This window comes from Streptomyces sp. CNH287 (genome assembly GCF_000424825.1).
This window is the reverse complement of record NZ_AUKQ01000004.1, coordinates 297,781-323,991: the sequence shown is the minus strand read 5'-3', so window position 1 is coordinate 323,991 and position 26,211 is coordinate 297,781. Positions and strand designations below refer to the sequence as shown.

At 72.7% G+C, this 26,211-nt stretch carries 22 protein-coding genes; 15 read left to right on the top strand and 7 right to left on the bottom strand.

Annotation, left to right across the window (positions count from 1 at the left end):
• Positions 1-136 precede the first annotated feature (136 nt).
• Complete coding sequence (locus H299_RS0104385; protein ID WP_027747420.1) at positions 137-2,308, bottom strand: hypothetical protein; 2,172 nt, start codon at positions 2,306-2,308, stop codon at positions 137-139.
• A gap of 224 nt (positions 2,309-2,532) precedes the next feature.
• On the opposite strand from H299_RS0104385, the gene H299_RS0104380 reads away from it, so the two are divergent.
• The 3 genes from H299_RS0104380 (at position 2,533) to H299_RS0104370 (ending at position 4,641) form a co-directional block, all read left to right on the top strand.
• Positions 2,533-3,372: a helix-turn-helix domain-containing protein gene (locus H299_RS0104380; RefSeq protein ID WP_027747419.1), complete on the top strand. Its 840-nt coding sequence runs from the start codon at positions 2,533-2,535 to the stop codon at positions 3,370-3,372.
• Positions 3,373-3,454: 82 nt separating this feature from the next.
• Positions 3,455-3,925, top strand: a complete 471-nt coding sequence (locus H299_RS0104375; RefSeq protein ID WP_027747418.1) for a cupin domain-containing protein — start codon at positions 3,455-3,457, stop codon at positions 3,923-3,925.
• A complete protein-coding gene (locus H299_RS0104370; RefSeq protein WP_027747417.1) occupies positions 3,922-4,641 on the top strand; it encodes an SGNH/GDSL hydrolase family protein in 720 nt (239 codons plus the stop codon). The genes H299_RS0104375 and H299_RS0104370 overlap by 4 nt, the downstream gene beginning before the upstream one ends.
• A 190-nt stretch (positions 4,642-4,831) precedes the next feature.
• On the opposite strand, the gene H299_RS32120 is transcribed toward H299_RS0104370, so the two are convergent.
• Both H299_RS32120 and H299_RS32115 read right to left on the bottom strand, forming a co-directional pair.
• On the bottom strand, positions 4,832-6,097 hold the full coding sequence (locus tag H299_RS32120) for a carboxylesterase family protein (protein ID WP_051262116.1): 1,266 nt from the start codon (positions 6,095-6,097) through the stop codon (positions 4,832-4,834).
• A 100-nt stretch (positions 6,098-6,197) separates the two neighbouring features.
• Positions 6,198-7,586 carry an MFS transporter gene (locus H299_RS32115; RefSeq protein ID WP_051262115.1) on the bottom strand — a complete coding sequence of 463 codons (1,389 nt, stop codon included), beginning with the start codon at positions 7,584-7,586 and terminating at the stop codon, positions 6,198-6,200.
• 334 nt (positions 7,587-7,920) lie between these two features.
• On the opposite strand from H299_RS32115, the gene H299_RS0104355 reads away from it, so the two are divergent.
• From H299_RS0104355 to H299_RS0104320, 8 genes are read left to right on the top strand one after another with little or no spacing between them, the layout of a single operon-like run.
• The gene (locus tag H299_RS0104355) at positions 7,921-9,396 is read left to right on the top strand and encodes a 2-hydroxymuconic semialdehyde dehydrogenase (protein ID WP_027747416.1); all 1,476 of its coding nucleotides are present in this window, start codon (positions 7,921-7,923) and stop codon (positions 9,394-9,396) included.
• Entirely contained in the window at positions 9,393-10,286 is an 894-nt protein-coding gene (locus H299_RS32110) for a fumarylacetoacetate hydrolase family protein (RefSeq protein ID WP_199782389.1), read from the top strand. Before H299_RS0104355 ends, H299_RS32110 begins: the two co-directional genes overlap by 4 nt.
• Positions 10,283-11,239, top strand: a complete 957-nt coding sequence (locus H299_RS0104345) for an acetaldehyde dehydrogenase (acetylating) (RefSeq protein WP_027747415.1) — start codon at positions 10,283-10,285, stop codon at positions 11,237-11,239. The genes H299_RS32110 and H299_RS0104345 overlap by 4 nt, the downstream gene beginning before the upstream one ends.
• Positions 11,236-12,267, top strand: coding sequence for a 4-hydroxy-2-oxovalerate aldolase (gene dmpG, locus H299_RS0104340; RefSeq protein ID WP_027747414.1), 1,032 nt, complete (start codon positions 11,236-11,238; stop codon positions 12,265-12,267). The genes H299_RS0104345 and dmpG overlap by 4 nt, the downstream gene beginning before the upstream one ends.
• Positions 12,264-13,031: a 4-oxalocrotonate decarboxylase gene (locus H299_RS0104335; protein ID WP_027747413.1), complete on the top strand. Its 768-nt coding sequence runs from the start codon at positions 12,264-12,266 to the stop codon at positions 13,029-13,031. Before dmpG ends, H299_RS0104335 begins: the two co-directional genes overlap by 4 nt.
• Positions 13,028-13,546 (top strand): RidA family protein, encoded by a 519-nt coding sequence (locus H299_RS32105; protein ID WP_078512455.1) that lies wholly within the window; start codon positions 13,028-13,030, stop codon positions 13,544-13,546. Before H299_RS0104335 ends, H299_RS32105 begins: the two co-directional genes overlap by 4 nt.
• Entirely contained in the window at positions 13,543-14,073 is a 531-nt protein-coding gene (locus tag H299_RS0104325; RefSeq protein ID WP_027747412.1) for a 3-hydroxyanthranilate 3,4-dioxygenase, read from the top strand. The genes H299_RS32105 and H299_RS0104325 overlap by 4 nt, the downstream gene beginning before the upstream one ends.
• 14 nt (positions 14,074-14,087) lie before the next feature.
• A complete protein-coding gene (locus H299_RS0104320; RefSeq protein ID WP_027747411.1) occupies positions 14,088-15,089 on the top strand; it encodes an amidohydrolase family protein in 1,002 nt (333 codons plus the stop codon).
• A gap of 9 nt (positions 15,090-15,098) precedes the next feature.
• On the opposite strand, the gene H299_RS0104315 is transcribed toward H299_RS0104320, so the two are convergent.
• Both H299_RS0104315 and H299_RS32100 read right to left on the bottom strand, forming a co-directional pair.
• Entirely contained in the window at positions 15,099-16,034 is a 936-nt protein-coding gene (locus H299_RS0104315; RefSeq protein ID WP_027747410.1) for a LysR substrate-binding domain-containing protein, read from the bottom strand.
• A gap of 73 nt (positions 16,035-16,107) precedes the next feature.
• Complete coding sequence (locus H299_RS32100) at positions 16,108-17,682, bottom strand: MFS transporter (RefSeq protein ID WP_037757700.1); 1,575 nt, start codon at positions 17,680-17,682, stop codon at positions 16,108-16,110.
• A gap of 96 nt (positions 17,683-17,778) precedes the next feature.
• Here H299_RS32100 and H299_RS32095 point away from each other — a divergent pair, with 96 nt between their 5' ends.
• Together H299_RS32095 and H299_RS0104300 are read left to right on the top strand one after the other, a co-directional pair.
• Positions 17,779-20,631 (top strand): BTAD domain-containing putative transcriptional regulator, encoded by a 2,853-nt coding sequence (locus tag H299_RS32095; RefSeq protein ID WP_037757697.1) that lies wholly within the window; start codon positions 17,779-17,781, stop codon positions 20,629-20,631.
• Positions 20,632-21,123: 492 nt separating this feature from the next.
• On the top strand, positions 21,124-22,539 hold the full coding sequence (locus H299_RS0104300) for a DEAD/DEAH box helicase (RefSeq protein WP_027747409.1): 1,416 nt from the start codon (positions 21,124-21,126) through the stop codon (positions 22,537-22,539).
• 63 nt (positions 22,540-22,602) lie between these two features.
• Here the strand turns inward: H299_RS0104300 and H299_RS0104295 are convergent, their stop codons facing one another.
• Both H299_RS0104295 and H299_RS0104290 read right to left on the bottom strand, forming a co-directional pair.
• Positions 22,603-23,700, bottom strand: coding sequence for a MerR family transcriptional regulator (locus H299_RS0104295; protein WP_027747408.1), 1,098 nt, complete (start codon positions 23,698-23,700; stop codon positions 22,603-22,605).
• 87 nt (positions 23,701-23,787) lie between these two features.
• A complete protein-coding gene (locus tag H299_RS0104290) occupies positions 23,788-24,753 on the bottom strand; it encodes a pirin family protein (protein WP_027747407.1) in 966 nt (321 codons plus the stop codon).
• 125 nt (positions 24,754-24,878) lie between these two features.
• Between H299_RS0104290 and H299_RS0104285 the strand changes: the two genes are divergently transcribed.
• Complete coding sequence (locus tag H299_RS0104285) at positions 24,879-25,415, top strand: VOC family protein (protein ID WP_027747406.1); 537 nt, start codon at positions 24,879-24,881, stop codon at positions 25,413-25,415.
• A complete protein-coding gene (locus tag H299_RS0104280; RefSeq protein ID WP_027747405.1) occupies positions 25,408-26,211 on the top strand; it encodes a MerR family transcriptional regulator in 804 nt (267 codons plus the stop codon). The genes H299_RS0104285 and H299_RS0104280 overlap by 8 nt, the downstream gene beginning before the upstream one ends.

Here is a 26,211-nt window from a genome sequence, read left to right as displayed (position 1 = left end):
GGGGACGGAGATGACGGCGCCCGGGGTGCCGGTGGGCACCCCGGGCGGGAGTCGAGAGCGAGGAGAGCGGAGGGACTAGGTCATCAGCAGTGAGAAGGAAGTCCGTCCATGGCCTCGCTGCGGCCGAGCCTAGCAGTCAGTCGGTGATCAGGTCGCGCAGGTTTTCCGGGGTGATGATCCGGGAGTCCGGGTGCAGTCCGCCGGGGCGTTCCAGGCCGATGAACGTGACGGGGCCGTCCGGGACCGTCGCGCCGTCCCACAGCGTGGTGGCCGTGGCGCGGCCGGCCATCAGGCCGGTGAGGTGGCGGACCGTGAGGTAGTCGCGCTCGACGATGCCGCGCAGCAGCGTGGCCACCGACACCCGGTTCTCCTCGACGCGGTTGTAGCTCGGGTTGCCCTGGAGGTACAGGTGGAGCCACTTGGCGCGCCACCTGCCGTCGCTCCCGCGCAGGAACGCCAGCGGCAGCGCGACTCTGCCGGGGCCGCGCAGCTCCGACTTCATGCGCACGGTGCGCGGTTCGAACGGGCGGCCTTGCTGCTCGGTGTCGCGCAGCATGAAGCCGAAGAACGACTCCTCGACCTCTTCGAAGCCCTCGCCCGAGTAGATGTTGACCTGCGGGACGATGAAGGCTCCTTGTACGGCCTCCAGCCGGAGGTTGATGAACTCCGAGGCACCCTTGGGCGCCGACGTGATGTCGCCGGAGTGCTCGCCCCCGATCGCCTTGAGGTTGGTGTACGACAGCCAGGAGCTGACCTGGTACGAGTGGTCCAGGATCAGCGCCGACAGGTCGTAGTCGGTGATCTCCCTCGACTGCTTCCAGTGCACGAAGAAGCGCAGCAGTTCACCGTCGACCGGGGAGAGGGAGCCTCGGGGCAGCACGCCGAGACCGGCGGCCGTGGCCTTGCCGCTGAGCGGCAGTGCGACGTCGAGGACGTCCGGGTCGATCAAGAGGTGGCCAGGCTCCGGGAGGCGGCGGCGCGACTCGTCGTCCAGGGCGGCGATCAGGCGCTGCCGCTCAGGCCCCCGCACGGGCGCGCGGGTGTCGGCGGTGGCCCAGGCGCGGGCGCGGCTGTTGACGAAGACGCGCCGTGCCGCCGGGCGGCCCGTGCGGTTGTGGAGGTGCTCGCGGACGGACAGCAGGACCCGGCCGGAGACCTGGGGGGCCACCTGCTCGGCGGCCGTGACGACGGCGTCGCGCTCCTCCTTGGTGCGGCACATGCGCAGCAGCCGGTCCAGGGAGCGGAACAGCTTCCCGGGGGCGGCCGTAAGCAGTCGCGCGGCTCCGGTGACGTCGTGGTCTGCGAGCAGTTCCTCGAGGCGGCTGTCGAAGGACCGAACCTCCTTCTCCCCCCGGGCGACGGCGAAGACCTCGGCGGCGTGCGGCCAGCGCGGGTACTCGTGCGGGTGCAGGCGCTCGCCGAGGCGCTTGAACGCCTCGCGGTGCGCGTGGACGTCGGCGAGCTTGGCGGGGGCCGCCGCGATCACCGAGTCCAGACCGGCGAGCAGCGCGCGACGCATGGGACGGGGCAGCGACTGGATGCGGGTCGGCACCGTGAGGGTCACGTCGCCGCCCGAGAGTGCGCAGGCCAGGCGGAGCACATCGGTGACGGTGTCCAGCAGGAGGTCCGCTCCGCCGTAGAGGCGGGACTCGTTGACGACGGCGCGGTTCTCCCGGACGGGTATCTCCTGCGGCTGCGGGCCGTCGACGCAGTGCCCGGCGAGCGTGGAGAGGTCACCCAGGTCCTCCTCGCCCAGGGGTGTGGTGCTGGCCGCCAACGCCAGGTACAGCTCGGTGACTTCCTCCTCCAGGGAGCGGCCCGGGTGCAGGACCGTCAGGCGGTCACCGGCGGCGGCGAGCAGTTCGTCATGGGCGGCGAGCAGTTCGGCGTACGAGTGCTGGTAGTCGCCGTAGGAGGGCAGGGTCAGCAGGTCGACCACGCCGGTGCGCAGCTGGGCGAAGGTGCTCTCACGCGAGGCATCGTCGGCGAGCGCCTCGGATACGCACCGCGTCCAGAAGTCGTACGTGTCCGGCACGTTGGCCGGGAAGTCGATGAAGTAGGCGTTGTGCCGCACGTGGTCGCCGACGATTTCGCGGGCGGTGTCCAGCGCGCGCGTGGCGAGGGCGACGACCGATTCCTCGGACAGCCCCGACAGCCGCTCCAGCAGGGGCGCCGACAGCTTGAAGCCCGCGGACATCAGCGCGGCGTCGAACTGCCGCGCTGCCACGCCGCCTTGGCCGGAGGGTCCGGAAGGGACGGGGAGACGGCGGGCATGCCGGATGACCAGCGATTCGAGGAGGTGGTCCATCCCGGCATGATCCCAGAACGGTACGGGGCGGAGCATCCGCGTTTCGGCGCATTGTCTTGGGGCGTGGATCTGGGCCACGTCCTTATCGAGCGGGCAGCTGCGACCGACGGACATCCGGCGCTGCGTGACGGGGCGCCCGTAGCAACCATGTCACCAGCCGCGACCGGCGGTAACCGTCCGTGGACTGTGATCTTCCTGGGCCGGGCGGCTCGTACACTGACGAGATGGAGGACCCCACGGCCACCGGGATTCTCGGTGCACGTCCGGCGCCCGGCTTGCGGGAGTACGTCGACTCGTATGTCGGCTTCGACCTGCGCGGGCTCCCCAGGGGGGTGCACTGCGGCCCGCCGAGCCGCGCGCTCACTGTGGTGATCAGCCTCTCCGATCCTCTGGAGGTGGCGGCGGGCGTCGACGACGGGTCACCGGTCACCCGATTCGGCAGCGTGGCCGGCGGTCTGATGTGCCGGTCCGTCGCGATTCACCACGACGGACGCCAGCAAGGTGTTCAGGTATCACTGACACCGCTCGGGGCCCGCGTCCTCTACGGCATGCCGTCCGCCGAGCTGGCCCACCAGCTGGTCCCGCTTGACGAGCTTCTCGGAGCGCTCGCGGTCGAGCTGGTCGACCGGCTCCGATCGGCGACAACATGGGCGGCGCGGTTCACGGCGCTGGACGAACTGCTCCTCCGAGCTGTCGGCCGTGGCGCCTGCGACGACCATGTGCGTGGGGCGCGTCCCGAGGTAGCCGAGGCATGGCGCCGCCTCGTCGCCGCGCGGGGTCGTCTCCAGGTGGGTGCGGTCGCCGCGGAACTCGGCTGGAGCCGTCGGCACCTCACCGAGCGGTTTCGCGGTGAGGTGGGCCTGTCGCCGAAGACCTTCGCCCGGGTCCTGCGCTTCGAGCACGCGCACGAACTGGCGGCGGCGCGGGCCCCGCTCCCGTGGAGCGATGTGGCAACCGTCTCCGGCTATGCCGACCAGGCCCATCTCGTCCGGGACTGGCGCGAGTTCACGGGCCGATCGCCGACGGCCTGGCGTCGCGGCGAAGTCCTCCTCGGAGCCGGGTAGCCGCCAGCCGTCCGCCCTTCACCTCGGCTTCTCTTCCCATTTCTTCAAGACCGCCCGCTCGCTGACGTGGACGATCATCGGCATGAGACTCGTCAATCACGAACGCAATGCCATGGACCTGCGGACCACCCCTGTGCACCTCGGACTGGGATCGAGGGCGAAACCGATCGCGGGTTTCGCCTGGGAACCAGAGGTTCTCCAGGCCTACAGCGCCGCGGTCGCGGCAGACGGCGCCGAAGGCCGGATGGTGATGATCTTCGACGGCGCGGGGCGCGGCGACCATTGGGAGAGCCACCCCGCGGGCGACGAACTGGTCGTTTGCCTCAGCGGGTCCGTGACGGTCACCCGCGACGTGGACGGGGTGCCCGAGCACGTTTCGCTCGGGCCGGGCGAGGCCACCATCAACCCGGCCGGGGTATGGCACGTGGTCGACATGGAGGGGCCGACGTCCCTCCTGTCCATCACCGCGACCCTCGGCACCGAGCACCGTCCTCGGACCGGCACCCGCCCGACCGAGCACCCCGGCACGCCCGGCGGGGAGGAAGCGCCGTGACGATACGCATCGCGTGCCTCGGCGACAGCCTCACCCGCGCGCAGTTCAGCGCCGACTACCTGGATCTTCTCGAACGAGGCCACCCTGCCGGTGACGTGCGGCTTGCCCGTTTCGGCACCAACGGCGACTTCGCCTACAACCTCTTGCAGCGCCTGGATGCCGTGGTCACGAACCCACCCGATGTGATCACCGTGCTGATCGGGACCAACGACGCCCGGGCGAGCCTTGCCGGCTACCCCCTCGATCAGGCCATGAAGCGCAAAAAGCTCCCCGCTCGCCCGTCGGCCGACTGGTTCCGACAGTGTCTGGAAGCCGTCGTCGCAAGGCTGCGGGCGGAGACCGACGCGACGATCGGTCTGCTGTCGCTACCGGTACTCGGCCAACAACTCGACGGAGCAGCGGCACAGGCGTCGCAAGCGTACAGCCGGATCATCGCCGATGTCGCCGCCGCCCACGAGGTGGCCTACCTTCCGCTCCACGAACGCCAGGTCGAGGAACTGCGCCAGGCGGACCCGCAGCCGATTTCCTACCGGGACGCGACGCCCGCAGCGGTCATCGGCGTCCTCGTCCAGCACGCGGTGCTGCGTCGCAGCCTCGACACGATCTCGCGGCGGCGAGGTCTCGTGCTCACGACCGACCACATCCACCAGAACAGCCGCGGCGCCGCTCTCATCGCCGAGGTCATCGAGGCCGGTCTGCCGGCCCGGACCGCATAGCTGGTTCCCGCGCCCGGCCAGTCGGATGCCCTCTGCCGAGCGGAGGGGGCACGCCTTCGGGCGGCGGCTCGGTGCCGATCGGCCGAACGCCGCGTGCTGCCCGTCCGAGGCGCGGGACGCAAGCGCCGGCTACGGGCGCAGGTTGCGGCCCCGTCCCGCCGTTGCCGAGTAACGGCAGGTCTTTGCCGAGTCACTCCTCGGAAGCCGTCGGCGGAGCGCCGGCCCCCGGCCCGGGTCCGCAGTGCAGTGGCGCGGGCGCCGCGCCGGGGGTGCCGGTGCGGATGAAGCCGAGCCAGACGGCGCGCACGGCCCGGCCGATCCCCTCCACCTCCTCCCAGCGCTCGTCCCCGAGCATCGGAGCGGCACGCCATGCCTCGCGGGTGCCCAGCAGCAGGGGGAGTTCGACGCAGTGGGTGGCACCGAAGGGCGACCCGGCCGGCCGCCAGTCCAGGCGGTAGGCGTGGGTCCGGGCACCGGCCCGGGCCAGCCGCGCCCCGAAGCGGGTCAGCGGTTCCTCGTACGTGCGCCGGGTCAGCTCCGCCGTGTCGGCGCCTTCGCGGTCGCCCTCGCCGGGGAAGGCGGACATGTCGTCGGCGTTCCAGCCGTACAGCACGTCCAGGCCGCGCACGTTGGCGTCGAAGGAGGCGCCGGGAGCGGGGAGCGGGTCCGCGCCCTCGACCGGGAGGAACGGGGGCTCCAGGGTGCTGCCGGAGCGCCGCAGGTTGGCCAGCGCGGTCGCGCGCTGGGCCGCCAGCAGGGCGGGGAGCCCGGCGGTGAACGGGTCGGCGCCGCCGGTTTCCGCGGCGAGCCGCTCGGCGAAGATCCGGCCCAGGGCGAGGGATTCGGCGCGCGGGCGCGCGGCGATCGCCAGCGGGGCGCTCTGCAGGATCGCGCGCCCGAACAGGCCCCGCGCCTCGGGCATCTCCATCAGCATCCGTACGGACAGCGCGCCCGCGGACTGCCCGGCCACCGTGACCCGGGCGGGGTCGCCCCCGTACGCGGCGATGTGGGCACGTACCCAGCGGAGCGCCTCCAACTGGTCGCGGAGGCCGAGGTTGCCCTCGCTGACACCGCCGAGGCAGAGGTAGCCGAGTGCGCCGAGGCGGTAGTTGACGCTGACCACCACCACGTCGCCCTGCGCCGCGAGCGCGCCGCCGTCGTACCAGCCCAGGAGCCCGGCGCCGCTGCTGAACCCGCCGCCGTGGAACCACACGAGGACCGGGCGGAGGCCCGCCTCGCGGGCCGGTGCGGTGACGGTCAGGTTCAGGCAGTCCTCGCCCTGGGGGCGGGGGTCCAGCGGCGGGCCCATCACCGCGTCGAGCCGGGACGGCGGCTGGGGGCAGATCTCGCCGCCCGACCTGCCCGCGTCCTGCGGCGCGAGGGGGTGGGGCCGGGCGAAGCGGGCCGCGGTGGCATAGCGGATCGGCCCGGACCTGACCGTCGCAGGAACGTTCATGCATGACCTCCGGAGGCGCTGCGGACGACGGGCGGGGGGACCAGGGCGGGCCGGGCCGGGCAGGCGTGACCGCGCGCCCGCCTCCGCCGGAGCGTACGGCTCAGGCCCCGGACGAGGCCTGCGCGGGGAGCGCGTCGGAGCTGTCCGCACCCTTGGAGCCGTCCGCGTCATCCGGCGCGTCAGGGCCGGTGGAGCTGTCGGGCACCAGGCGGAACAGCGCGGTGGCGCCGGCCAGGCTGAGCGTGCAGACCGCCAGCAGGTACCAGGTCACCCCGGTCGAGGAACCCCCGGAGTTCAGCAGCGCGGCGGAGATCATCGGGGCGAGTCCGCCGCCGAGGATGGCGCCGCTCTGGAGGATGAGCGAGGAGCCCGAGTACCGGACGTGTGCGGGGAAGGTGTCGGCGATGATGCTGCCCTGTACGCAGTGCGTCACCGGGATGATCAGGCCCATTCCGCCGAGTGCCAGCAGGGTGAGGGCCGAGCTGCCCGTGTCGATCAGCGGGAAGAACACGGCACACCACGCCAGGATCGCGGCGGAACCGCTGAGGAACATGGTCCTCCGGCCGTACCGGTCGGCGACTCTCGTCCACACCGGGATGGTCGCAAACCACAGCACGGCGGCGCCCGTGACGCCCAGGATGAGGAATTTCTTGTCGTAGTCGAGCGTCTTGCTGCCGTAGGAGAGCGTGAAGACCATGAACACGTAGGCGATGGCCGAGTTGGCGACCACGGCGACCAGCGTGAGCCCGAGCCGCGGATACCCGACCTTGAGCGCTTCCGCCAGCGGGAACCTGACGACCTTGTCCTGGGCGAGCACGCGGTTGAAGGAGGGGGACTCGGTGACCCGGAGCCGGATGACCAGGCCGACCACGACCAGCAGGAAGCTCAGTACGAACGGGATGCGCCAGCCCCACGAGGTGAACGCGCTGTCGCCCATGAGCGAGTTGGTGGCGAGGAAGCTGAGGTTGGCCAGCACCAGCCCGGCGGGGGTCCCCATCTGCGGGAATCCCGCGTACAGGTTCCGCTTCCCCTTCGGGGCGTGCTCCATGGACATCAGCGTCGCCCCGGCGCCCTCACCGCCGAGGCCGATGCCCTGGATGATGCGCAGGACGACCAGCAGCACCGGCGCCCAGAAGCCGATCGAGGCGTAGTTGGGGATGAGGCCGATGAGCGTGGAGCCGATGCCCATCAGCAGCAGGGAGACGACCAGGGTCGCCTTCCGCCCGATGCGGTCCCCGTAGTGGCCGAAGACCAGACCGCCCAGCGGGCGGGCGACGAAGCCGACCGCGAGGGTGCTGAAAGCGGCCAGGGTGCCTGCGGCGGGGCTCAGTTCGGGGAAGAACTGCTTGTCGAAGATGAGTGCGGCAGCCGTGCCGTAGAGGAAGAAGTCATACCACTCCAGAGTGGCGCCGACGAGGGTGGCGGCGGCCGTCTTGCGCGGCGCGGTCCTGGGTCCGCCCGCGCTTCCTGCTGGGGATGAATCGCTCATGAGGTGACCTGTCCGACCTGTCAATGGGGTGATAGCGGGCATCCGCTCCGCGCGAGGCCGCTCGTGAAGCCGGCGTTCACCACGCGTTGTCCGTGGATACTGAATCCCGTGAGACATGACGCACAAATGCCAAATCGGGAAGTTGGCATATCAGCCTGGGTATGTCTCCGTCGCTCGTAGCCTCCACCCCTCCGTCTCATCCAGGCCATCCCTCTCCTCTCGCCAGTCCCCCACGCACCCTCATCGATGGCTGGAAACTGCCATACCAATACGGATATGCCACCTCACAAGAATCTCATTTGTCCGGCATGGCGGCGCCTCCCAGAGTGGGGGCATGACGGCAGACACTGGGCGGTGGGTCCGCAACTTCGTTGACGGGCACTTCGTCGACCCCGACGAGAACCGCAGTTTCGAGAAGGTGGACCCGGCCACCGGCCTGGTCCGCGCCCGCGTCCACGAGGCGGACGAGACCCTGGTGGACCGCGCGGTCACGGCGGCACGGCGGGCGCTCCACGAGGGCTGGGCAGCGACGCCGGTGCGCGAGCGGACCGCGCTGCTCCGCCGTGCGGCGGACCGGATCGAGGAGCGCTTCGAGGAGTTCGTCGCCGCCGAGGTCGCCGACACCGGCAAGCCGGTCACCCAGGCACGGGAGCTGGACGTGGCACGGGCCGTGGCCAACTTCCGTACCTTCGCCGACCTGGTCGCCGCCGCGGGCCAGGAGTCCTTCCTCACCGATCTCCCGGGCGGGCGGCAGGCGCTGAACTACGCCGTGCGCAAGCCGCTCGGCGTCGTCGCGGTCATCGTGCCGTGGAACCTGCCGCTGCTGCTGCTCACCTGGAAGATCGCACCGGCCCTCGCCTGCGGCAACGCCGTGGTCGTCAAGCCCAGCGAGGAGACCCCCACCACGGCGTCCCTGCTGGCCGAGGTGCTGGCCGAGGCCGGCCTCCCGGCCGGTGTGTACAACGTCGTGCACGGGTACGGCGGCGGCTCGGCCGGCGCGTACGTGACCTCCCATCCCGGTATCGACGGGGTGACCTTCACCGGGTCGTCCGCGACCGGCTCGCACGTGATGAAGACGGTCGCGCCCCGGGTCCGGCCCGTCTCGCTGGAACTGGGCGGCAAGAACGCCGCCGTCGTCTTCGCGGACGCAGACCTGGACGAGACCCTCACCGGGCTGGCCAGGTCGGTGTTCACCAACACCGGCCAGGTGTGCCTGTGCACCGAGCGGGTCTACGTGCAGCGGTCCGTCTTCGAAGAGGTGGCTGCCGGACTCACCGAGCGTGCCCGCGGCCTGCGGCTGGGGCGCCCCACGGACGGGGCGACCACCACCGGCCCGCTGATCTCGCAGGCACACCGGGACAAGGTGCTCGGCTACTTCGAACTGGCCGAGCGGTCGGGAGCCACGGTCCTCACCGGCGGCGGCGTGCCCGAGCTGGGCGCCGGGCTCGACGGCGGTTCGTGGATCGAGCCCACGCTGTGGACCGGGCTGGGCAACACCGACCGTGCGGTGCGCGAGGAGATCTTCGGCCCGGTGGCCGCGCTGATCCCCTTCGACACCGAGGCCGAGGCGGTCGCGCTGGCCAACGACACCGACTACGGCCTCGCGGCCTCGGTGTGGACCCAGGACCTGCGCCGGGGGCACCGCGTGGCGCAGGCGATGGACGTCGGCATGGCCTGGGTCAACACGTGGTTCCTGCGCGACCTGCGCTCCCCCTTCGGCGGCGTCGGGCTCTCCGGCCTCGGCCGCGAGGGCGGCGCGTCCTCCCTGCACTTCTACACCGAGCCGACGAATGTGTGCGTGCAGCTGTGAACCGACTCCCCGACAACGAGACCTCCGCCGACACCGCCACCTCCGCCGCCCCCGTCGAGGCCGCCGCCGCGCTGCTGACGGCCGCCGCGGCCACCCGTACCCCGTGCGCACCGGTACGGGCGCAGCTGGGCCGGACCGACGTCGCCGCCGCGTACGAGGTGCAGCGCCGCGTCGCCGCCGCCCGCAGCGCGGCCGGAGCACGCCGGGTGGGTGCCAAGATCGGGCTTACCGCGCCCGCCGTCCAGCGCCAGTTCGGCGTGTACCAGCCGGACTTCGGCGTGCTCTTCGACGACATGGTGTACGCCCACACCGAGCCGCTGCCGCTGGCCCGCTTCCTCCAGCCGCGCGCGGAGGGCGAGATCGCCTTCGTGCTCGGCCGCGACCTCGACCTGCCCGGCGCCTCCGTCGCGGACGTGCTGCGGGCCACCGAGTTCGTGCTCCCGGCCATCGAGATCGTGGACTCGCGGATCGCGGACTGGGACCTGTCCATCACCGACACCGTCGCGGACAACGCCTCCAGCGGCGCGGTCGTGCTGGGCACCGTCCCGCACACGCTGGACGGACGCGACCTCGCCCGGGTCGGCATGACACTGCACCAGGACGGCGAACCGGTCTCCTTCGGCGCGGGCCACGCCTGCCTGGGCTCGCCGGTCGTCGCGGTGGCCTGGCTGGCGCGCGAACTGGCCGGGCGCGGGCAGCCGCTGCGGGCCGGTGACGTGGTCATGTCCGGAGCGCTGGGCCCGATGGTCCCGGTCGGCGGACCGGCACGGTTCCGGCTGGAGCTGGACGGGCTCGGCGAGGTCGAAGCCGTTCTCGAGGGGCCTGCCGAACCGGCGCCCCCGACACCCCGAACACCCGCGCAGTCAGCACTCCAGGAGGAGTCCAGGTGAGTTCCGCAGCCGACGGCACCGTCGCGGTCGCCGTCCTCGGGTCCGGCAACATCGGAACCGACCTCATGATCAAGGTGTTGCGCCTGTCGAAAACCCTGCGCATGGGCGCGATGGCCGGGATCGACCCGGCCTCCGACGGCCTCGCCCGCGCCGAGCGGCTCAAGGTCGCCACCACCGCAGGGGGCATCGACGGCCTGGTGGCGATGCCGGAGTTCGCGGAGATCGGCGTCCTCTTCGACGCGACCTCCGCCAAGTCCCATGTGCGCCACGCGGAGCTGGCCCGGCAGCACGGGAAGCTGATGATCGACCTGACCCCGGCGGCGCTGGGCCCGTTCGTGGTGCCCCCGGTCAACCTGGACGAGCACCTGGACGCCCCGGACCTGAACATGGTCACCTGCGGCGGCCAGGCCACCATCCCCATGGTGGCCGCGGTCTCCCGAGTCGCCCCGGTCGCGTACGGCGAGATCGTCGCCTCCATCGCCTCGAAGTCGGCCGGGCCGGGCACCCGCGCCAACATCGACGAGTTCACCGAGACCACCGGCGAGGCCATCCGCGCCGTGGGCGGCGCCGCGGTGGGCAAGGCCGTCATCGTGCTCAACCCGGCCGAGCCGGCCGTCGTCATGCGCGACACCGTGTACTGCCTGGTCGAGGGCGTGGTGGACGAGGCCCTGCGAGGCCGGATCACCGCCTCGGTACGGCAGATGGCGAGCGCCGTACAGGAGTACGTGCCCGGCTACCGGCTCAAGCAGGACGTGCAGTTCGACCCGGTCGAGGACACCGTGGTCCCCGCCCTGGGGCGACGGTTCACCGGAGTGCGGGTCTCGGTGTTCCTGGAGGTGCTGGGCGCGGGCCACTACCTCCCCGACTACGCCGGAAATCTCGACATCATGACCTCCGCCGCCCTACGCACGGCCGAGAAGGTCGCAGCTCTCCGAGGATGGGTGACCGCGTGAACCTCTACGTCCAGGACGTGACCCTGCGGGACGGCATGCACGCCATGGGGCACATGTACACCCTCGACCAGGTACGCCGGATCGTGACCGCGCTGGACCGGGCCGGAGTCGCGGCCGTCGAGGTCGCGCACGGCGACGGCCTCGGCGGGTCGAGCGCCACCTACGGCTTCGGCGCGCACACCGACGAGGAGTGGATCGAGGCCGCCGCCGAGGTGCTCGAACGCGCGAAGCTGACCACCCTGCTGCTGCCCGGCATCGGCACCATCGCGCACCTGCGCCGGGCGTACGACCTGGGGGTGCGCAGCGTCCGCGTCGCCACCCACTGCACCGAGGCCGACGTCGGCGCGCAGCACATCGCGTGGGCGCGCGAGCACGGCATGGACGTGTCCGGCTTCCTGATGATGAGCCACCTCAACTCGCCCGCGGGCCTGGCCCGGCAGGCCGCCCTGATGGAGTCCTACGGCGCGCACTGCGTGTACGTCACCGACTCCGGCGGCCGGCTGACGACGCGGGACGTGGCCGAACGCGTCGACGCCTACCGGCAGGTGCTGGCGGAGGGCACCCAGATCGGCATCCACGCCCACGAGAACCTCTCGCTGTCCGTCGCCAACAGCGTGACCGCCGTCGAGCACGGCGCCTACCGCGTGGACGTGGCGCTGGCGGGCCAGGGCGCCGGGGCGGGCAACTGCCCGGCGGAGCCGTTCGTCGCCGTCGCGGACCTGCTGGGCTGGGAGCACGGCTGCGACCTGTTCGCACTCCAGGACGCGGCCGACGACCTCGTCCGCCCGCTGCGCGAGCGCCCCCTCCAGGTGGACCGCGAGACCCTCACCCTGGGCTACGCCGGTGTCTACTCCAGCTTCCTGCTGCACGCCGAACGCGCCGCCCGCCGCTACGGCCTGGACACCCGGGAGATCCTGCTGGAGGCCGGACGCCGCCAGATGGTCGGCGGCCAGGAGGACATGCTCGTCGACATCGCCCTGGACCTGGCCGCGCAGCGCGGGTCCGCCACCGACAGGAGCACCAAGTGATCACCCAGGAGACCCTGGAGACGCTGGCGGAGCGGCTCGACACCGCGCAGACCTCCCGCACCGACACCCTCAGCCTCGCCGACACGCACGAGTTCGGGATCGAGCAGGCGTACGCGATCCAGGCGGCGCTGCTGGCCCGCCGCGAGGCGCGCGGCGAACGGCCCACCGGCCTCAAGCTGGGCTTCACCAGCAAGGCCAAGATGGCCCAGATGGGGGTCTCCGAGGTGATCGTGGGGCGGCTCACGGACGCGATGCGCATCGCGGACGGCGAGGACGTCGACCTCGCCCGCTTCATCCACCCCAAGGTGGAGCCGGAGGTCGCCTACCGGCTCTGCCGCGACGTGGACCCGGACGACCCGACCACCGACATCGAGGCGTGCGTCGACGCGGTCGCCCCGGCCCTGGAGATCATCGACTCGCGCTACCGGGACTTCCGGTTCACCTACACCGACGTCGTCGCGGACAACACCTCCGCGGCGGCGTACGCGATCGGGCCCTGGCGCCCCATGGCGGGCGTGGGCAACCGGGCGGTGCGGCTGCTCAGCGGCGGTACGGAGTCCGTCGGCTCGACCGCCGCCGTCCTCGGCGACCCGGTGCGCGCGCTGCACGCGCTGCTGGCCATGTGCCGGCGCCGCGCCCTCCCGCTGCGGGCCGGGCACGTGGTGCTCGCCGGCGCGGCGACGGCGGCGGTGCCGCTGGCGCCCGGCGTCACCCGCTGCGAGGTCGCCGGGCTGGGCTCGGTCTCCGTACGGGGCCGTTCGTGAGCGGGGCGCGCGTCATCGCGGGGCGGGCCACCCCGCGCGGACGCTTCCCGCACGTGAAGGTGGCCGGCGACCTGGTCTTCGTCTCCGGCACCAGCTCACGCCGGCCGGACAACTCCTTCGCGGGCGTCGAGGTCGACGCGCTGGGCACCACGGACCTCGACATCCGGGTGCAGACCCGCGCGGTGATCGAGAACATCCGCGCGATGCTCGGCGAGCTGGGCGCAGGCCTCGACGACCTCGTCCAGGTCACCGCGTACCTGGTCTCCATGAACGACTTCGGCGGGTACAACGAGGTCTGGGCCGAGTACTTCGACGAGCGGGGCCCGACGCGGACGACCGTGGCGGTCCACCAGCTTCCGCACCCGCACCTGCTCATCGAGATACAGGCCGTGGCCCACCTGCCGCGGGCCCGCCCGGCGACGGCGGCGCCCCCGCCGGACCCGTCCCACCCCGCTGACCCGCCCCACCCCTCTCACCCATCAGACGCAGCGCACAGCACGGAGGCGACGTCATGACCGACATTCCAGGCATCCCGCAGGTCATCGATTTCCAGGGCTGGATCACCGAGCACGAGCACCTGCTCAAGCCGCCGGTGAACAACCGGACCATGGCCATGGGCCAGGACTTCATCGTCCAGATCGTCGGCGGCCCCAACCAGCGCACGGACTACCACCTCGACCCGTACGAGGAGTGGTTCTACCAGTTCCGGGGCGACATGCACGTCGACCTGATGACCGAGCACGGGCCGCGGACCGTGCATATCGGACAGGGCCAGACCTGGCTGCTGCCCGGCAACATCCCGCACTCCCCGCAGCGGCCCGACCCCGACTCGATCGGCCTGGTCATCGAGCGGGTACGGGAGGAGGGCACGCTGGAGCAGTTCCACTGGTACTGCCCCCACTGCTCGGCGCTGGTGCACCGCGTCGAGCTCCAGGTCCGGGACATCGTCCGCGACCTGCCGCCGGTGTTCGAGGGCTTCTACGCGGACGAGGCGGCGCGCGTCTGCCCCGGCTGCGGCGCGCTGCACCCCGGAAAGGGCTGACGACCGTGGACCGAATGATCGACATCCACACCCACTACGTGCCCCGCGGCTGGCCGGACCTGTCGGCCGAGGCCGGTCCGGAAGCACCGTGGCTGCGGGTGGACTCCGAGGCCGACGCCATGATCATGATGGGGACCAGGGAGTTCCGCCGCGTCCAGGCAGACTGCTGGGACGCGGAGATCCGGCTGCGCGACATGGACGCCGACGGCATCGGGACCCAGGTGGTCTCCCCGACACCGGCCTTCTTCACCTACGGCCGCAGCGGCCCGGAGGCCGCGAAGATCGCCCGCATCTTCAACGACCTGGCCCTGGAGATCACCGCCCCCGCGCCCGAGCGGCTCCTCCCCTTCTGCCAGGTGCCGTTGCAGGACCCGGATGCCGCCTGCCGCGAGCTGGAGCGCAGCATCGCCAACGGGCACCGGGGCGTGGAGATCGGCAACCACGTCGGTGACCTCGATCTCGACAGCGAGGGCGTCGTCACCTTCCTCCAGCACTGCGCCTCGCTGGACGTACCGGTGTTCGTGCACCCCTGGGACATGGCCAGCTCTCCCCGGATGGACCGCTGGATGGCGCAGTGGCTGACCGCGATGCCCGCCGAGACGCACCTGTCGATCCTCGCGCTGATCCTGGGCGGGGTCTTCGACCGCATCGACGACCGCCTCAAGATCTGCTTCGCACACGGCGGCGGTTCCTTCGCCTTCTGGCTGGGCCGGATGGAGAACGCCTGGCACGGGCGCAACGACGTCATCGGCACCTCGCAGTTCCCGCCCTCCCACTACCTGGACCGCTTCTACGTCGACTCGGTCGTCTTCGACGAGCGCGCGCTGCGGCTGCTGGTCGAGACGGTGGGCCCGGAGCGGGTGATGGTCGGCAGCGACTACCCGTACCCGCTGGGCGAGCGGCCGGTGGGCGAGGTCGTCCGCAAGAGCGTCTTCCTCGACGACGCGGTCCGGGACCTGATCTCGCACGGCAACGCCGAGCGGTACCTCGGCCTGGCCGCGGACCGCCCCCGGTAGCCGGCCCGCTCAGGGCGCCTCGGGGCGTGCCATCCCGGCGGCGGTCTCCTCCAGGCTGCGGATGAGCACCTCGGCGGACGGGCTCAGCGTACGGGCGGCCGACAAGGTCAGCCCGACGCTGTGCCCGATCGGGTCCAGCCCGACCGGCAGCCGCGTTATCCGGGTGTCGTCCCGGATGATCAGGCTGGGCAGCACCGCGACCACGTCCGTCTCCAGCAGCAGCTGACGGACGGTCAGGAACGAGGTGGTCTCCACCCGGTTCAGCGGCAGCGCGAAGCCGTGCCGGGTGAAGAACTCCTCGACCTCCCGGCGCAGCGCCGTCTCCGCGCCCGGGAGAATCCACGGGTAGTCGACCAGTTCCGCCAGTTCGACCGCGGGCCGCCCGGCAAGGGCGTGCCCGGCCCGTACGACCAGCGCGACCGACTCGTCGTACAGCTTGTGCCGCACCATCCCCTCCGCCGAGGGGCCCGTCAGCCGTCCGACGACGAAGTCGATGCGGCCCGCCTCCAGTTCCAGCAGCAGTGCCTCGGGCGACGCCTCGCGCACGACCACCGTCAGGTACGGGCGCTCCTGCTTGATCCCGGCGATGGCACGGGGCAGGAGCACGTTCGAACCGGCCAGGTGCGTGCCGACGATGACGGTCCCCCGGTCGGCGGCGGCCAGCTCCACCACATGGCGCCCGGCCTGCGTCAGCTGCGCGAGCACCGCCCGCGCGTGCTGGGTGAACGCCGCGCCGAAGACGGTGGCGGTCACCCCGCGGGGCCCCCGCTCGTAGAGCTGCACCCCGAGGATGTCCTCCAGCTCGTGCAGGCTCCGGGTCGCCGCGGGCTGCGTCACATGCAGCTCCGCGGCGGCGCCCACGACGCTCCCCTGCCGGGAGAGGGCGTCGACCAGAACCAGGTGCCGGAACTTCAGCCGGCCGTCGAGCAGGCGGGGAATCTCCACACCGGGACCCTATCGGCCGACGGCCGCCCGGCGGCCCCGGGCGCAGGCCCGGGGCCGGGGGAATCCGCCGCGTTCAGAGTTCCGATCTGGCGGGTTCTCCCGGTACGGCCTCCTCGGCCGCCGGCTCGCCGCCCTCCTCGCCGCCCTCGATGACGCCGATGTGCCGCAGGAAGACGGCGGAGAGGAACGAGAGCACCAGGGTGCTGACCGCGGCGGCCAGCATCGCGACGTTCAGCCCGGAGGTGGCGGCCTCCCTGGCCTGGTCGAGCCAGCCGGCGGGGAGCCGGTCCGCCAGCGAGGACGCGCCGGCGAGGCTGTCGCCCGCCGCTTCGGCCACCTCGGACGGCGTGCCGGCGGGGAACTCGTCGACATGGCCGCGGTAGACGACGGTGGCCAGGCTGCCGAGGATCGCCACGCCCAGGGCGAGGCCCAGTTCCTGCACGGTCTCCGACATCGCCGAGGCCGAACCGGCCTTCTCCGGCGGCGCGGCGCCGACCACCAGGTCCGTACCCAGGGCCGCGATCGCCCCCAGGCCGAGGTAGACCAGCCCGAAGCCGATCACCATCAGGGCGACGCCGCCCCTGGCGTCCACCTGGGTCAAAAGCACATACCCGAGCGTGGACAGCGCCAGCGTGACGGCCACCACGATCCCCGGCGGCACGCGGCGCGCGACCAGCGGCGACCCGATCGCGGCCACGAACATCAGCAGCGCGGGCGGCCCCATCCACATGCCCGCCTCGACCGGAGGCAGTCCCTCCACGAGCTGGAGCTGCTGCGTGATCAGCAGCATCGCGCCGCCGACGCCGACCAGCCCGACCAGCAGGACGCTCAGCGCGGCGCTGAACGTGCGGTCGGTGAACAGCCGCATGTCCAGCAGCGGGCTCTCCAGGCTGCCCTGGCGCCGGACGAACAGCACCGCGGCCACCAGGCCGACAACCGCCGCGACGAGCACGGGGGCCGCGAGGCCGTCCTTGGTGACCCGCTTCACCGCGTAGATCACCGGCAGGATCGCGAGCAGCGACAGCGCGACGCTGGGCCAGTCGAACCGGCCGCTGCGCGGCGCGCGGTACTCGGGGATCAGCAGCGGTGCGGCCACCAGCAGGATGATCGCGACCGGGACCGCCGGCAGGAACGCCGAACCCCACCAGAAGTGGGCCAGCAGCGCGCCACCGACCACCGGCCCCAGCGCCATGCCGAGCGCGAAGCTCGTCGCCCAGACGCCGATCGCCACCGAGCGCTGGCGCGGGTCGGCGAACATGTTGCTGATCAGGGCCAGCGTGGACGGCATCAGGGTGGCACCGGCGATCCCCAGCCCCGCGCGTGCGGCGATGAGCAGTTCGGTGCTGTCGGAGCAGGCGGCCAGCACCGAGACGGCGCCGAAGGCGGCGCCGCCGATCATCAGCAGCTTCCGGCGGCCGATCCGGTCACCCAGCGTGCCCATGGTGATCAGGAAGCCGGCGATCAGGAAGCCGTACGCGTCCATGATCCACAGCGTTTCGGTGCCGCTCGGGCGCAGGTCCGCCGCCAGCGAGGGCAGGGCGAGGTACAGCACGGTGACGTCGAGGCCCAGCAGTACGGTGGGCAGCGAGAGGACGGCCAGCCCTCCCCACTCCCGCGGGCCTGCCCTGCGTACGGTCGTAGCGCTCATGACACTCCTGTGCGTTTCGGTTCCGGAACGGTGCGAAGGCACTGTGCCGACCGGCGCGCACGATTTCCTGATGGTCACCAGCCCTACACTGTGACCATGCGCTACGGGGTACTCGGCCCGCTGACCGTCTGGAACGCCGAGGGGCAGTCTGTTCGAGTCCCCGAGGCGAAAGTGCGCGCCCTGCTGGCGGACCTGCTGATCCACGGGGGCGGGCCGGTCCCCGCGGACCGCCTCATCGAGGACCTGTGGGCGGGCAGCCCGCCGGGAGGGCCGGTCAACGCCCTCCAGACCAAGATCTCCCAGCTGCGCCGCGTGCTGGGCCGGGACCAGGTGGTCCGCGAGCCCGCGGGCTACCGGCTGGTCCTGGCGGACGACGCGCTCGACGCGCTGCGGTTCCAGGAGCTGGCCGCACGCGCCCGCGCCCACGAGACACCGGCGGCCAGGGGAGAACTCTTCGCCGACGCGCTCGCGCTGTGGCGGGGCACGCCCTACGCCGACGTCGCCGAGTACCTGTTCGCCCGCGGCGAGATCGCCCGGCTGGAGGCGCTGCGCCTGACCGTCCTCGAGGACCAGGCCGAAGCGCGGCTGACGCTGGGCGAGCACACGGCACTCGCCGCGGAGCTGGGCGAACTGGTGGCGCGGCACCCGCTGCGCGAACGGCTGCGCATGGCCCACATGCGCGCGCTGTACCGGGCCGGGCGGCAGGTCAACGCCTTGCAGAGCTTCCAGGAGCTGCGGCGCCAGCTGGACGAGGAGCTGGGGGTCGCGCCCGGACCGGAGGTCACCACGCTGCACGAGGCGATCCTGCGCCAGGAGCCGCAACTGGCACCGCCGACCGTCGAGTCGCTCTCGTGCCGTACCAACCTGCCCGCGCCGCTGACCGCGCTGATCGGCCGGCGGACGGCGGTGGACCAGGTACGCGCCTCGCTGGGTGCGGACGCGGGCACCCGGCTGGTCACCCTCACCGGCCTCGGCGGGGTCGGGAAGACACGGCTGGCGACAGCCGCGGCGCGTGAGCTGGCCGGCCGCTTCCCTGACGGCGTGTGGTGGGTCGAACTGGCGGGTCTGGGCGCCGCCTCGGGCACGGACGACATCGCCGAACGGGTCATCACCACGCTGGGACTGTGCGACACAGCAGCCTCGGAACCGAACCTGGAAGACCTGGTGGGCTGGCTGTGCCAGGCGGTGGCCGAGAAGCGCCTGCTGATCCTGCTGGACAACTGCGAGCATCTGATCGAGCCGGTCGCCGCACTCGCCGAAGCCCTGCTGTCGGCGGTGCCCGGCGGACACCTGCTGGTCACCAGCCAGGAAGCCCTGGGCATCCCCGGCGAGGTGGTGCGTCCGGTGCCTCCGCTGGCGCTGCCGCAGCACGCCGACCCGGGAGCGGTCGCCCGGTCCAGCGCCGTCGAGCTGTTCGTGGAGCGGGCGGCGGCAGCGGTGCCCGGCTTCGCCCTGACCGCGGACAACGCGGCGGCCGTCTCCGCGATCTGCCGTCGGCTGGACGGCATTCCGCTCGCGCTGGAACTCGTGGCCCCCCGGCTGCGAACGCTCAGCCCGGCCGAGCTGGCCGCCGGCCTGGACGGCCGGCTCCCCGCGCCCGGAGTCCGGGCGCGCGGGCTGCCCGCCCGGCAGCAGACGCTGCGGGACATGCTCGACTGGAGCTGGCAGCTGCTGACCCCGCAGGAGCAGACCGTACTGCGGCGGCTGGCCGTGCACGCCGACGGCGCCACCCTGCCCTCGGCCGAGGCCGTGTGCGCCGACGGCGACCTGCCCGCCGCGCGGGTGCCCGACCTGCTGTCCCGGCTGGTGGACCGTTCGCTGGTGGTCCGTGAGGCGGGCCGGTTCCGGCTGCTCGAATCGGTCGGCGCCTACTGCGCCGAACGGCTCGCGGAGGCGGAGGAGACGGCCGCCGTCCGCGCGAGGTTCGTGCGGTGGCACACCGAGCTGGCCGAACGGCACGACGCGCGGCTGCGCGGCCCGTATCAGCGCCACTGCCTGGAGCGCCTGGACGCGGAGTCGGTCAACCTGCGCCGAGCCCTCGACCTCGCCGTCGGCGAGAGCGACGCCGGACACGCGCTGCGGTTGGTGAACGCGCTGACGTGGTACTGGTTCCTGCGCGGGCGGCTCACCGAGGCCCGTCGGTCGCTCCGGGCGGCGCTGACCGCCGCTGGTGACACCGCCGCCGGTGGGACCGCTCCGGCCGCGCGCCTGACGGCGCGGGTCTGGCTGGCCGGAATGGAACTGCGCACCTCACCGGCCGACGCCCCGTCCGTCCCGGCCGGTACGGACCCGACGGCCGGCCTCGAGGACCCGGCGCTGCGCGCCCGGTTGCAGTGGTTCGTCGGCACCGGGCTGACCGGCTGCGGCCACCACCGCGTGGGGCGGCAGCTGGTGGAGGCGAGCCTGACCGGTGCGCGCACCGCCCGGGACCGCTGGGGCGAGGCCGCAGCCCTGGTCGAGCTGGCCGGCCACGCCCCGGACCAGGCCGAGCCCCACGCGGAACTGGGCGCCGCGCTGTTCCACGAGCTCGGGGACCGCTGGGGGCAGCTCCGCGCCACCCGGGCACTGGCGCTCGCCACCGAACGCGAGGGCGACCACGCACGGGCCGAACGGCTGCACCGGGAGGGCCTCCTGGTGGCCGAGGAACTCGGGCTGTGGACCGAGGTCGTCGAGACGCTGACGTGGCTCGGCCGGACCGCCCTGGCCGGCGGCCACACCAGCCGGGCGACGGAACTGTACGGGCGCGCGCTCTCCCTCTCGGCCGAACGGGCGTACAGCCGCGGCGAGTTCCGCGCCGAGATCGGTCTGGGGCACGCCGCACGTCTGCGCGGCGACGGCGAGGCCGCCCGGCGGCACCTGAACCGCGCGCTGGCCAAGAGCCGTTCGTCGGGCCCGCTCGCCGGTGCCGCGGACGCGCTGGCGGAGCTGCAACTGGTCCTCCGGGCCTGACCGGCTTCCCGCCCGGCACGTCACCGGCGGGGGCCGTGTCCGGAGGCCCCCACCGGTCCGGACGGCACGGGGAGGTACGACGGCGAACGGGCCCGGGTGGCGGACCCGGCGGCGCGGGCGCGGAGAGCCGCCGGCGGGACGGCGGTCGTTCACGCTTGCGGGGGCACCTCCCGGATCACCAGGCCCGCGGGGAGTCCGGTGCACTGCGTTCGCCTGCCTCGGCCCTGCGGGCAGGGGGGAAGGGAGACCCCTGCTCACTTCGTCTCGGACCCTTTTCCGGCGGCCCCGTCCTCCTGCCGGCGCACGGGGCCTGCCCAGGCCCGGAGGGCCGAGGGATGCCCCGAGCGGCCCCGGGAGGGCCCCGTCAGCGCCGGGCCGGGTGCGGGTTGGGGCGCACTGGTAAAATCGGACCACGCTTCGACACAGCTGGGCCCGTACCGAGCAGGGGTACGGGCTCCGGTCCGTTCCGGGCGCCGACCAGGGAAGGGCCCCATGAACGCGAAGTCCTCAGCCTCACGGCGCTCCGGCACCGGCGGGACCAGCCGTACGGCGACACCGCGCGGAGAACTCTCCGTGCCCGGGAAGATGGCTCCGGGCCTGCCGCCCGCCTCGTCCTTCGGCGAGCTGGACCTGCCGCCGGAGCTGGTGCGGACGATGACCGCCCTCTTGGTGCGGGAGCCCTTCCCGATCCAGGCGGCCGTCCTCCCGGACGCCCTGGCCGGCCGCGACGTGCTGGGACGGGCGCAGACCGGCTCGGGCAAGACGCTCGCCTTCGGGCTCGCGCTGCTCGCCCGTACGGCGGGGCGTACCGCCGAGGCCAAGCGGCCGCTGGCGCTGGTCCTGGTGCCGACCAGGGAGCTCGCGCAGCAGGTGAGCGACGCGTTGGCGCCGTACGCCGACGCTCTCGGCCTCCGCCTGGCGACGGTGGTCGGCGGGCTGTCGATCGGGCGGCAGGCGCAGGCGATCCGGGCGGGGGCCGAGGTCGTGGTCGCCACGCCGGGGCGGCTGGCCGACCTGGTCGGCCGGCGCGACTGCCAGCTGGACCAGGTCATGATCACGGTGCTGGACGAGGCGGACCAGATGTGCGACCTGGGGTTCCTCCAGCCCGTCTCGGCGCTGCTGGACCAGGTGCGCCCCGGGGGGCAGCGGATGCTGTTCTCGGCCACCCTCGACCGCGATGTCGACCAGTTGGTCCGGCGCTATCTGCACGAGCCGGTGTTCGCCTCCGTCGACCGGGCGGCGGGCTCGGTCGCCACGATGGAGCACCACGTGCTGAACGTCCATCCGGCCGACAAGTACGCCACCGCCACGGAGATCGCCGCCCGGGACGGGCGGGTGCTGATGTTCCTGGACACCAAGCTCGGCGTGGACCGCTTCACCCGCCACCTGCGCGGCAGCGGCGTACCGGCCGGTGCCCTGCACAGCGGGAAGTCCCAGCCGCAGCGCACCCACACGCTCGCCCAGTTCAAGGAGGGGAAGATCACGGTGCTGGTGGCCACCAACGTCGCCGCCCGAGGCATCCACATCGACCAGCTCGACCTCGTGGTCAACGTCGACCCGCCGGCCGACGCCAAGGACTACCTGCACCGCGGCGGCCGTACGGCGCGGGCGGGCGCATCCGGCAGCGTGGTCACCCTGGTCACCCCCGGCCAGCGGGGCGAGGTGAACCGGCTGATGGCGGACGCCGGGCTCCGGCCGACCGTCACACAGGTGCGGTCCGGCGAGGAGAAGCTGAGCAGCATCACCGGCGCCAAGCGCCCTCCGGAGGGGGCCGGGAAGCACACCAACGCCCCCTTCCGGGGCCTGGGCACCCCCACGGGCCGCCCCGCCAAGGAATCCCGCAAGGCGGCCGAAGCCCGCAAGATGGCGGAGGCCCGGAAGGCAGCGCGGGTCCGCAGGGGACGCTGAGAGCCCGCCGGAAGCGCGCGAGCGCCGTGGCCGCGGTGGCTGCGGTGGCCGGTGTCCGCGGTGTCAGGCGATGAGGAGGCGCAGGCCCAGGTCTGCCTCGTCGAGGCCGGCGAGGTCGCGGTTGCGCTCGGCCCACCGGCCGGATTCGAGGTCGTTGCCGAGGCTTCGCACCGCCCGCCGCTCGGCCTCCGGCCCGACCCTCGTCCACACCGACACCGCACGGCGGACGTGCTCCTCCAGATACGCCCCCGGTCTGCGCCAGTACGCCTCGAACAGGCCGTCAGTGCAGTCCCACGGGATGGGCACCGGCTCAGCGCGGGCGCCGATCGCGTCGGCCATCCCCGCAAGTGAGGGAAATTCCGCGAGGACGGTGGCGAACTCGGGCAGATAGTCGCGGGTGAGCCAGAACCGGTCCTGCCAGCCGGGCTCGTCGGTGTCGAACGTCAGCACCACCACGCGGCGGGCTACGCGCCGCATCTCGCGCAGCCCCGCTATCGGGTCTCCCCAGTGGTGAACAGTGGAGACGGCCATCGCGACATCGAAGGAGTGGTCCTCGAACGGCAGGCTCTCCGCGGCGGCGGCCACGCACGGCGCCGAACCGGCAGGCCGCTGACGCCGCATGACCTCCGACGGCTCCACCGCGGTCACCTCACGATCAGTCGGCTCGTAGGAGCCGGTGCCGGCCCCGACATTCAGCACCGTCCGCGCGTCGCCGAGCGCGTCCAGGATCTGCTGGGCGAACCGGGGCTCGGTACGCCGCGTCGCCGTGTAAGCGCCGCCGATGGCGTCGTACAACCGTGCACCCAGCATCCCCAGTTGCTCCTCAGGTGTCACCTTCAGTCCCCTCGCCCGTGCCTCAAGTTCCCTGTCGATGGCCGCAACCATGGCGTCGGCGCGATCCCGCCGCTCCAGCAGCAGGCCACGCAGTCGGCGCAGGTGCGCGACTGCGTCGGTGGACGAGTCGCCCACCAGTTCCGCGACCTCCCGCAGACCGAAGCCCAGCCGCCGGTAGGCCAGTACCTCCCGCAGCCGCTCCACGTCGTCCGCCGAGTAGGCCCGGTACCCGGCCGCGGTCCGCGCCGACGGGCGCACGAGCCCGATGTCGTCGTAGTGATGCAGTGTGCGGACGCTCACGCCACCCAGCTCGGCCACGCGCCCCACCGTCCAGTGATCTTCCACGGGCCCGACTATGCCGCCTGACGTCACGTGAGGGTCAAGCGCCGCGTCCCCGGCGGCCTGCGGCCTGGGTCAGCGGGTACGGCCGCGGGGCTTGAGCGGGGTGGCGGGCAGGGTGGGGGCGGGCAGCGGAGCGCCGTCGTAGCCCTGCACCGCGCCGAACCGGTCACCGGTCATCCAGTCCCGGCGGGCCTGCTCGATCTCCTCCTGCGTGCGGCCGACGAAGTTCCACCACATGATCAGCTCCTCGGCGAACGGCTCCCCGCCCAGCAGCATGATCCCCGCGTCGGAGGCGGCACGCAGCGGCAGCTCCGTCCGCCCGCAGCCGAGGTAGAGCAGCGAGCCGGGCAGCACGGGCACGTCGTCCACGCGCACCTCGCCGGACATGGCGAGCACGCCGTACTCGAAATCGGGGTCCAGGGGCAGCCGGGCCTCGGCACCGGCGGCGAGGCTGAGGTCGGCGCCGACGATCGGCGTGTAGGCCGAGCCGGGCGACTCGGCGCCGTCCAGGGTGCCGAGGAGCACGGTCGCCTCCAGGCCGGGGGCGGTGACCTTCGGCAGTTCGGCGTGGTGCTCGAACTTCGGGTCGGTGTGCCGGTGCGCGTCGGGCAGGGCGACCCACAGCTGCGCTCCGTGCAGGAAGCGGGCGTGCGAGGCGGGGCTCTCCTCGGAGTGGGAGATCGCCCGGCCCGAGGTCATCAGGCCCAGCTCGCGCGGGCGGATCGTCTGGAGGCTACCGGTCGAGTCGCGGTGCAGCACCTCGCCCTCGTGCAGCCAGCTGACGGTCTGGAGGCCGATGTGCGGGTGCGGCGGCACCTGCATGCCCGGCTCGTCGGCGATGTCGTCGGGACCGTAGTGGTCGACGAAGGCCCAGGCACCGATCATGCGCCGCCCGAGGTTCGGCAGCAGCCGCCGCACCTCGGTGGACTCGCCGAGCCGGACGCGGCGCGGGCTGAGGAGTTCGTGCACGGGCTCGGGGGCGACGAACCCCCGGCCGCCGCACAGCGAGGGGACCGCCTGGCGGTCGAGGTTGCTCATGGCACCCAACCTAACCGGCCCTGGCACGGCGCAGTCGCCTCGTCGTAGCGGTGCGGAGCGGGTCGCGGCGGGGGCGGCTCGTCCGACTTGACCCTCACGCCACGTGAGGGCCGAAGGTGGGGGCCATGAGCGACTACTACGACGCGTTCGAGATAAGCCCCGTGCCCGCCCCCGGCCCCGACGCGGTGCCGCCGGAGCCGTTCCGCGGCATCTACGGAATGCCCGCCTTCGTGACGATCCCCACGGACGACCTGGCGGCGTCGGCGGACTTCTGGATTCGCGGGCTCGGGTTCTTCGAACTGTTCAGCGTCCCCGGCACGATGGTGCATCTGCGCCGGTGGGCGTTCCAGGACGTGCTCCTCGTCTCGGCGGCGAGCGTTCCGGAGGAGCCGCCCGCGATGGGCTTCAGTTTCTCGGGCGTGCTCAGCCAGGTCGACTCCCTTGCCGGGGCATGCCGTGCGCTGCGCCCGGACGCGGTCGAAGGTCCACGGGACACCCCCTGGAACACCCGCGATGTGGAGGTGATCACCCCCGAGAACGCACGGGTCGTCTTCACCGCGGCCCAGCCCTTTGATCCGGCCGGCCAGGAAGCACGGAACCTCGAGGCCATGGGTATCCTCCCTCCCGGCAGCGCCCCCGGCGACAATGAGGGACATGCTTGACGTCGGCGAAGGAGACGGCCTGACCGTCGGTCAGGTCTCCACACGCCTGGGTGTGACGGTCCGGGCGCTGCACCACTGGGACGACATCGCACTGGCGCGGCCGTCCTTGCGCACGGCCGCCGGGTACCGGCTCTACACCACGGAGGACCTGGAGCGCCTGAACCGCATCGTCGTCTATCGTGAACTCGGCCTGAGCCTGGAGAGGATTCGGACCGTCCTGGACGACTCGACCGCCGACGTGCCCGGTGCGCTGCGCGCGCAGCGCACCCAGGTCGCCGAGCGGATCGACCGCCTTCAGCAGCTCAGCACCGGACTGGACCGGATGATCGACGCCCACGAGCACGGCCTGCTGCTGACCACCGAGCAGCAGGCCGCCGTCTTCGGCCCCCGGTGGAACCCGGACTCGCCCGTCCAGGCCCGCCAGCGCTACGGAGACACCACGCAATGGCGGCAGTACGCCGAACGCTCCGCCTCCCGTGGTCCGGCGGAGTGGCAGGCCGTCGCCGACGCCACGGCCGATCTGGACCGCGCCCTCGGGGACGCGATGGACGCCGGTGTCACACCCGGCAGCCCGGAGGCGAATCGGCTCGTCGAGTGGCACCGTGAGGTGTTCTCCTCGTACTTTCCCCTCACCAGGCAGATGCAGGTCTGCCTCGGCCGCATGTACGAGGCCGATCCGGCTTTCGCCGGCCACTACGACGGCATCCGCGACGGCCTCGCCACGTGGTTCCGCCGGATCGTCGACGCCGCCGCGCGCGCTCACGGCATCGATCCCGACACCGCGACCTGGCGCTAG

What these genes read in the sequence shown, in the direction of transcription:
- H299_RS0104325 (WP_027747412.1), top strand. Translation starts at nt 13,543, where the DNA reads ATGACCGACATTCCAGGCATCCCGCAGGTCATCGATTTCCAGGGCTGG.
- H299_RS0104290 (WP_027747407.1), bottom strand. Translation starts at nt 24,753, where the DNA reads ATGAGCAACCTCGACCGCCAGGCGGTCCCCTCGCTGTGCGGCGGCCGG.
- H299_RS0104355 (WP_027747416.1), top strand. Translation starts at nt 7,921, where the DNA reads ATGACGGCAGACACTGGGCGGTGGGTCCGCAACTTCGTTGACGGGCAC.
- H299_RS0104280 (WP_027747405.1), top strand. Translation starts at nt 25,408, where the DNA reads ATGCTTGACGTCGGCGAAGGAGACGGCCTGACCGTCGGTCAGGTCTCC.
- H299_RS32100 (WP_037757700.1), bottom strand. Translation starts at nt 17,682, where the DNA reads ATGAGCGCTACGACCGTACGCAGGGCAGGCCCGCGGGAGTGGGGAGGG.
- H299_RS0104300 (WP_027747409.1), top strand. Translation starts at nt 21,124, where the DNA reads ATGAACGCGAAGTCCTCAGCCTCACGGCGCTCCGGCACCGGCGGGACC.
- H299_RS0104385 (WP_027747420.1), bottom strand. Translation starts at nt 2,308, where the DNA reads ATGGACCACCTCCTCGAATCGCTGGTCATCCGGCATGCCCGCCGTCTC.
- H299_RS0104285 (WP_027747406.1), top strand. Translation starts at nt 24,879, where the DNA reads ATGAGCGACTACTACGACGCGTTCGAGATAAGCCCCGTGCCCGCCCCC.
- H299_RS0104320 (WP_027747411.1), top strand. Translation starts at nt 14,088, where the DNA reads ATGATCGACATCCACACCCACTACGTGCCCCGCGGCTGGCCGGACCTG.
- H299_RS0104380 (WP_027747419.1), top strand. Translation starts at nt 2,533, where the DNA reads ATGGAGGACCCCACGGCCACCGGGATTCTCGGTGCACGTCCGGCGCCC.
- H299_RS32120 (WP_051262116.1), bottom strand. Translation starts at nt 6,097, where the DNA reads ATGAACGTTCCTGCGACGGTCAGGTCCGGGCCGATCCGCTATGCCACC.
- H299_RS32095 (WP_037757697.1), top strand. Translation starts at nt 17,779, where the DNA reads ATGCGCTACGGGGTACTCGGCCCGCTGACCGTCTGGAACGCCGAGGGG.
- H299_RS32115 (WP_051262115.1), bottom strand. Translation starts at nt 7,586, where the DNA reads ATGAGCGATTCATCCCCAGCAGGAAGCGCGGGCGGACCCAGGACCGCG.
- H299_RS0104375 (WP_027747418.1), top strand. Translation starts at nt 3,455, where the DNA reads ATGAGACTCGTCAATCACGAACGCAATGCCATGGACCTGCGGACCACC.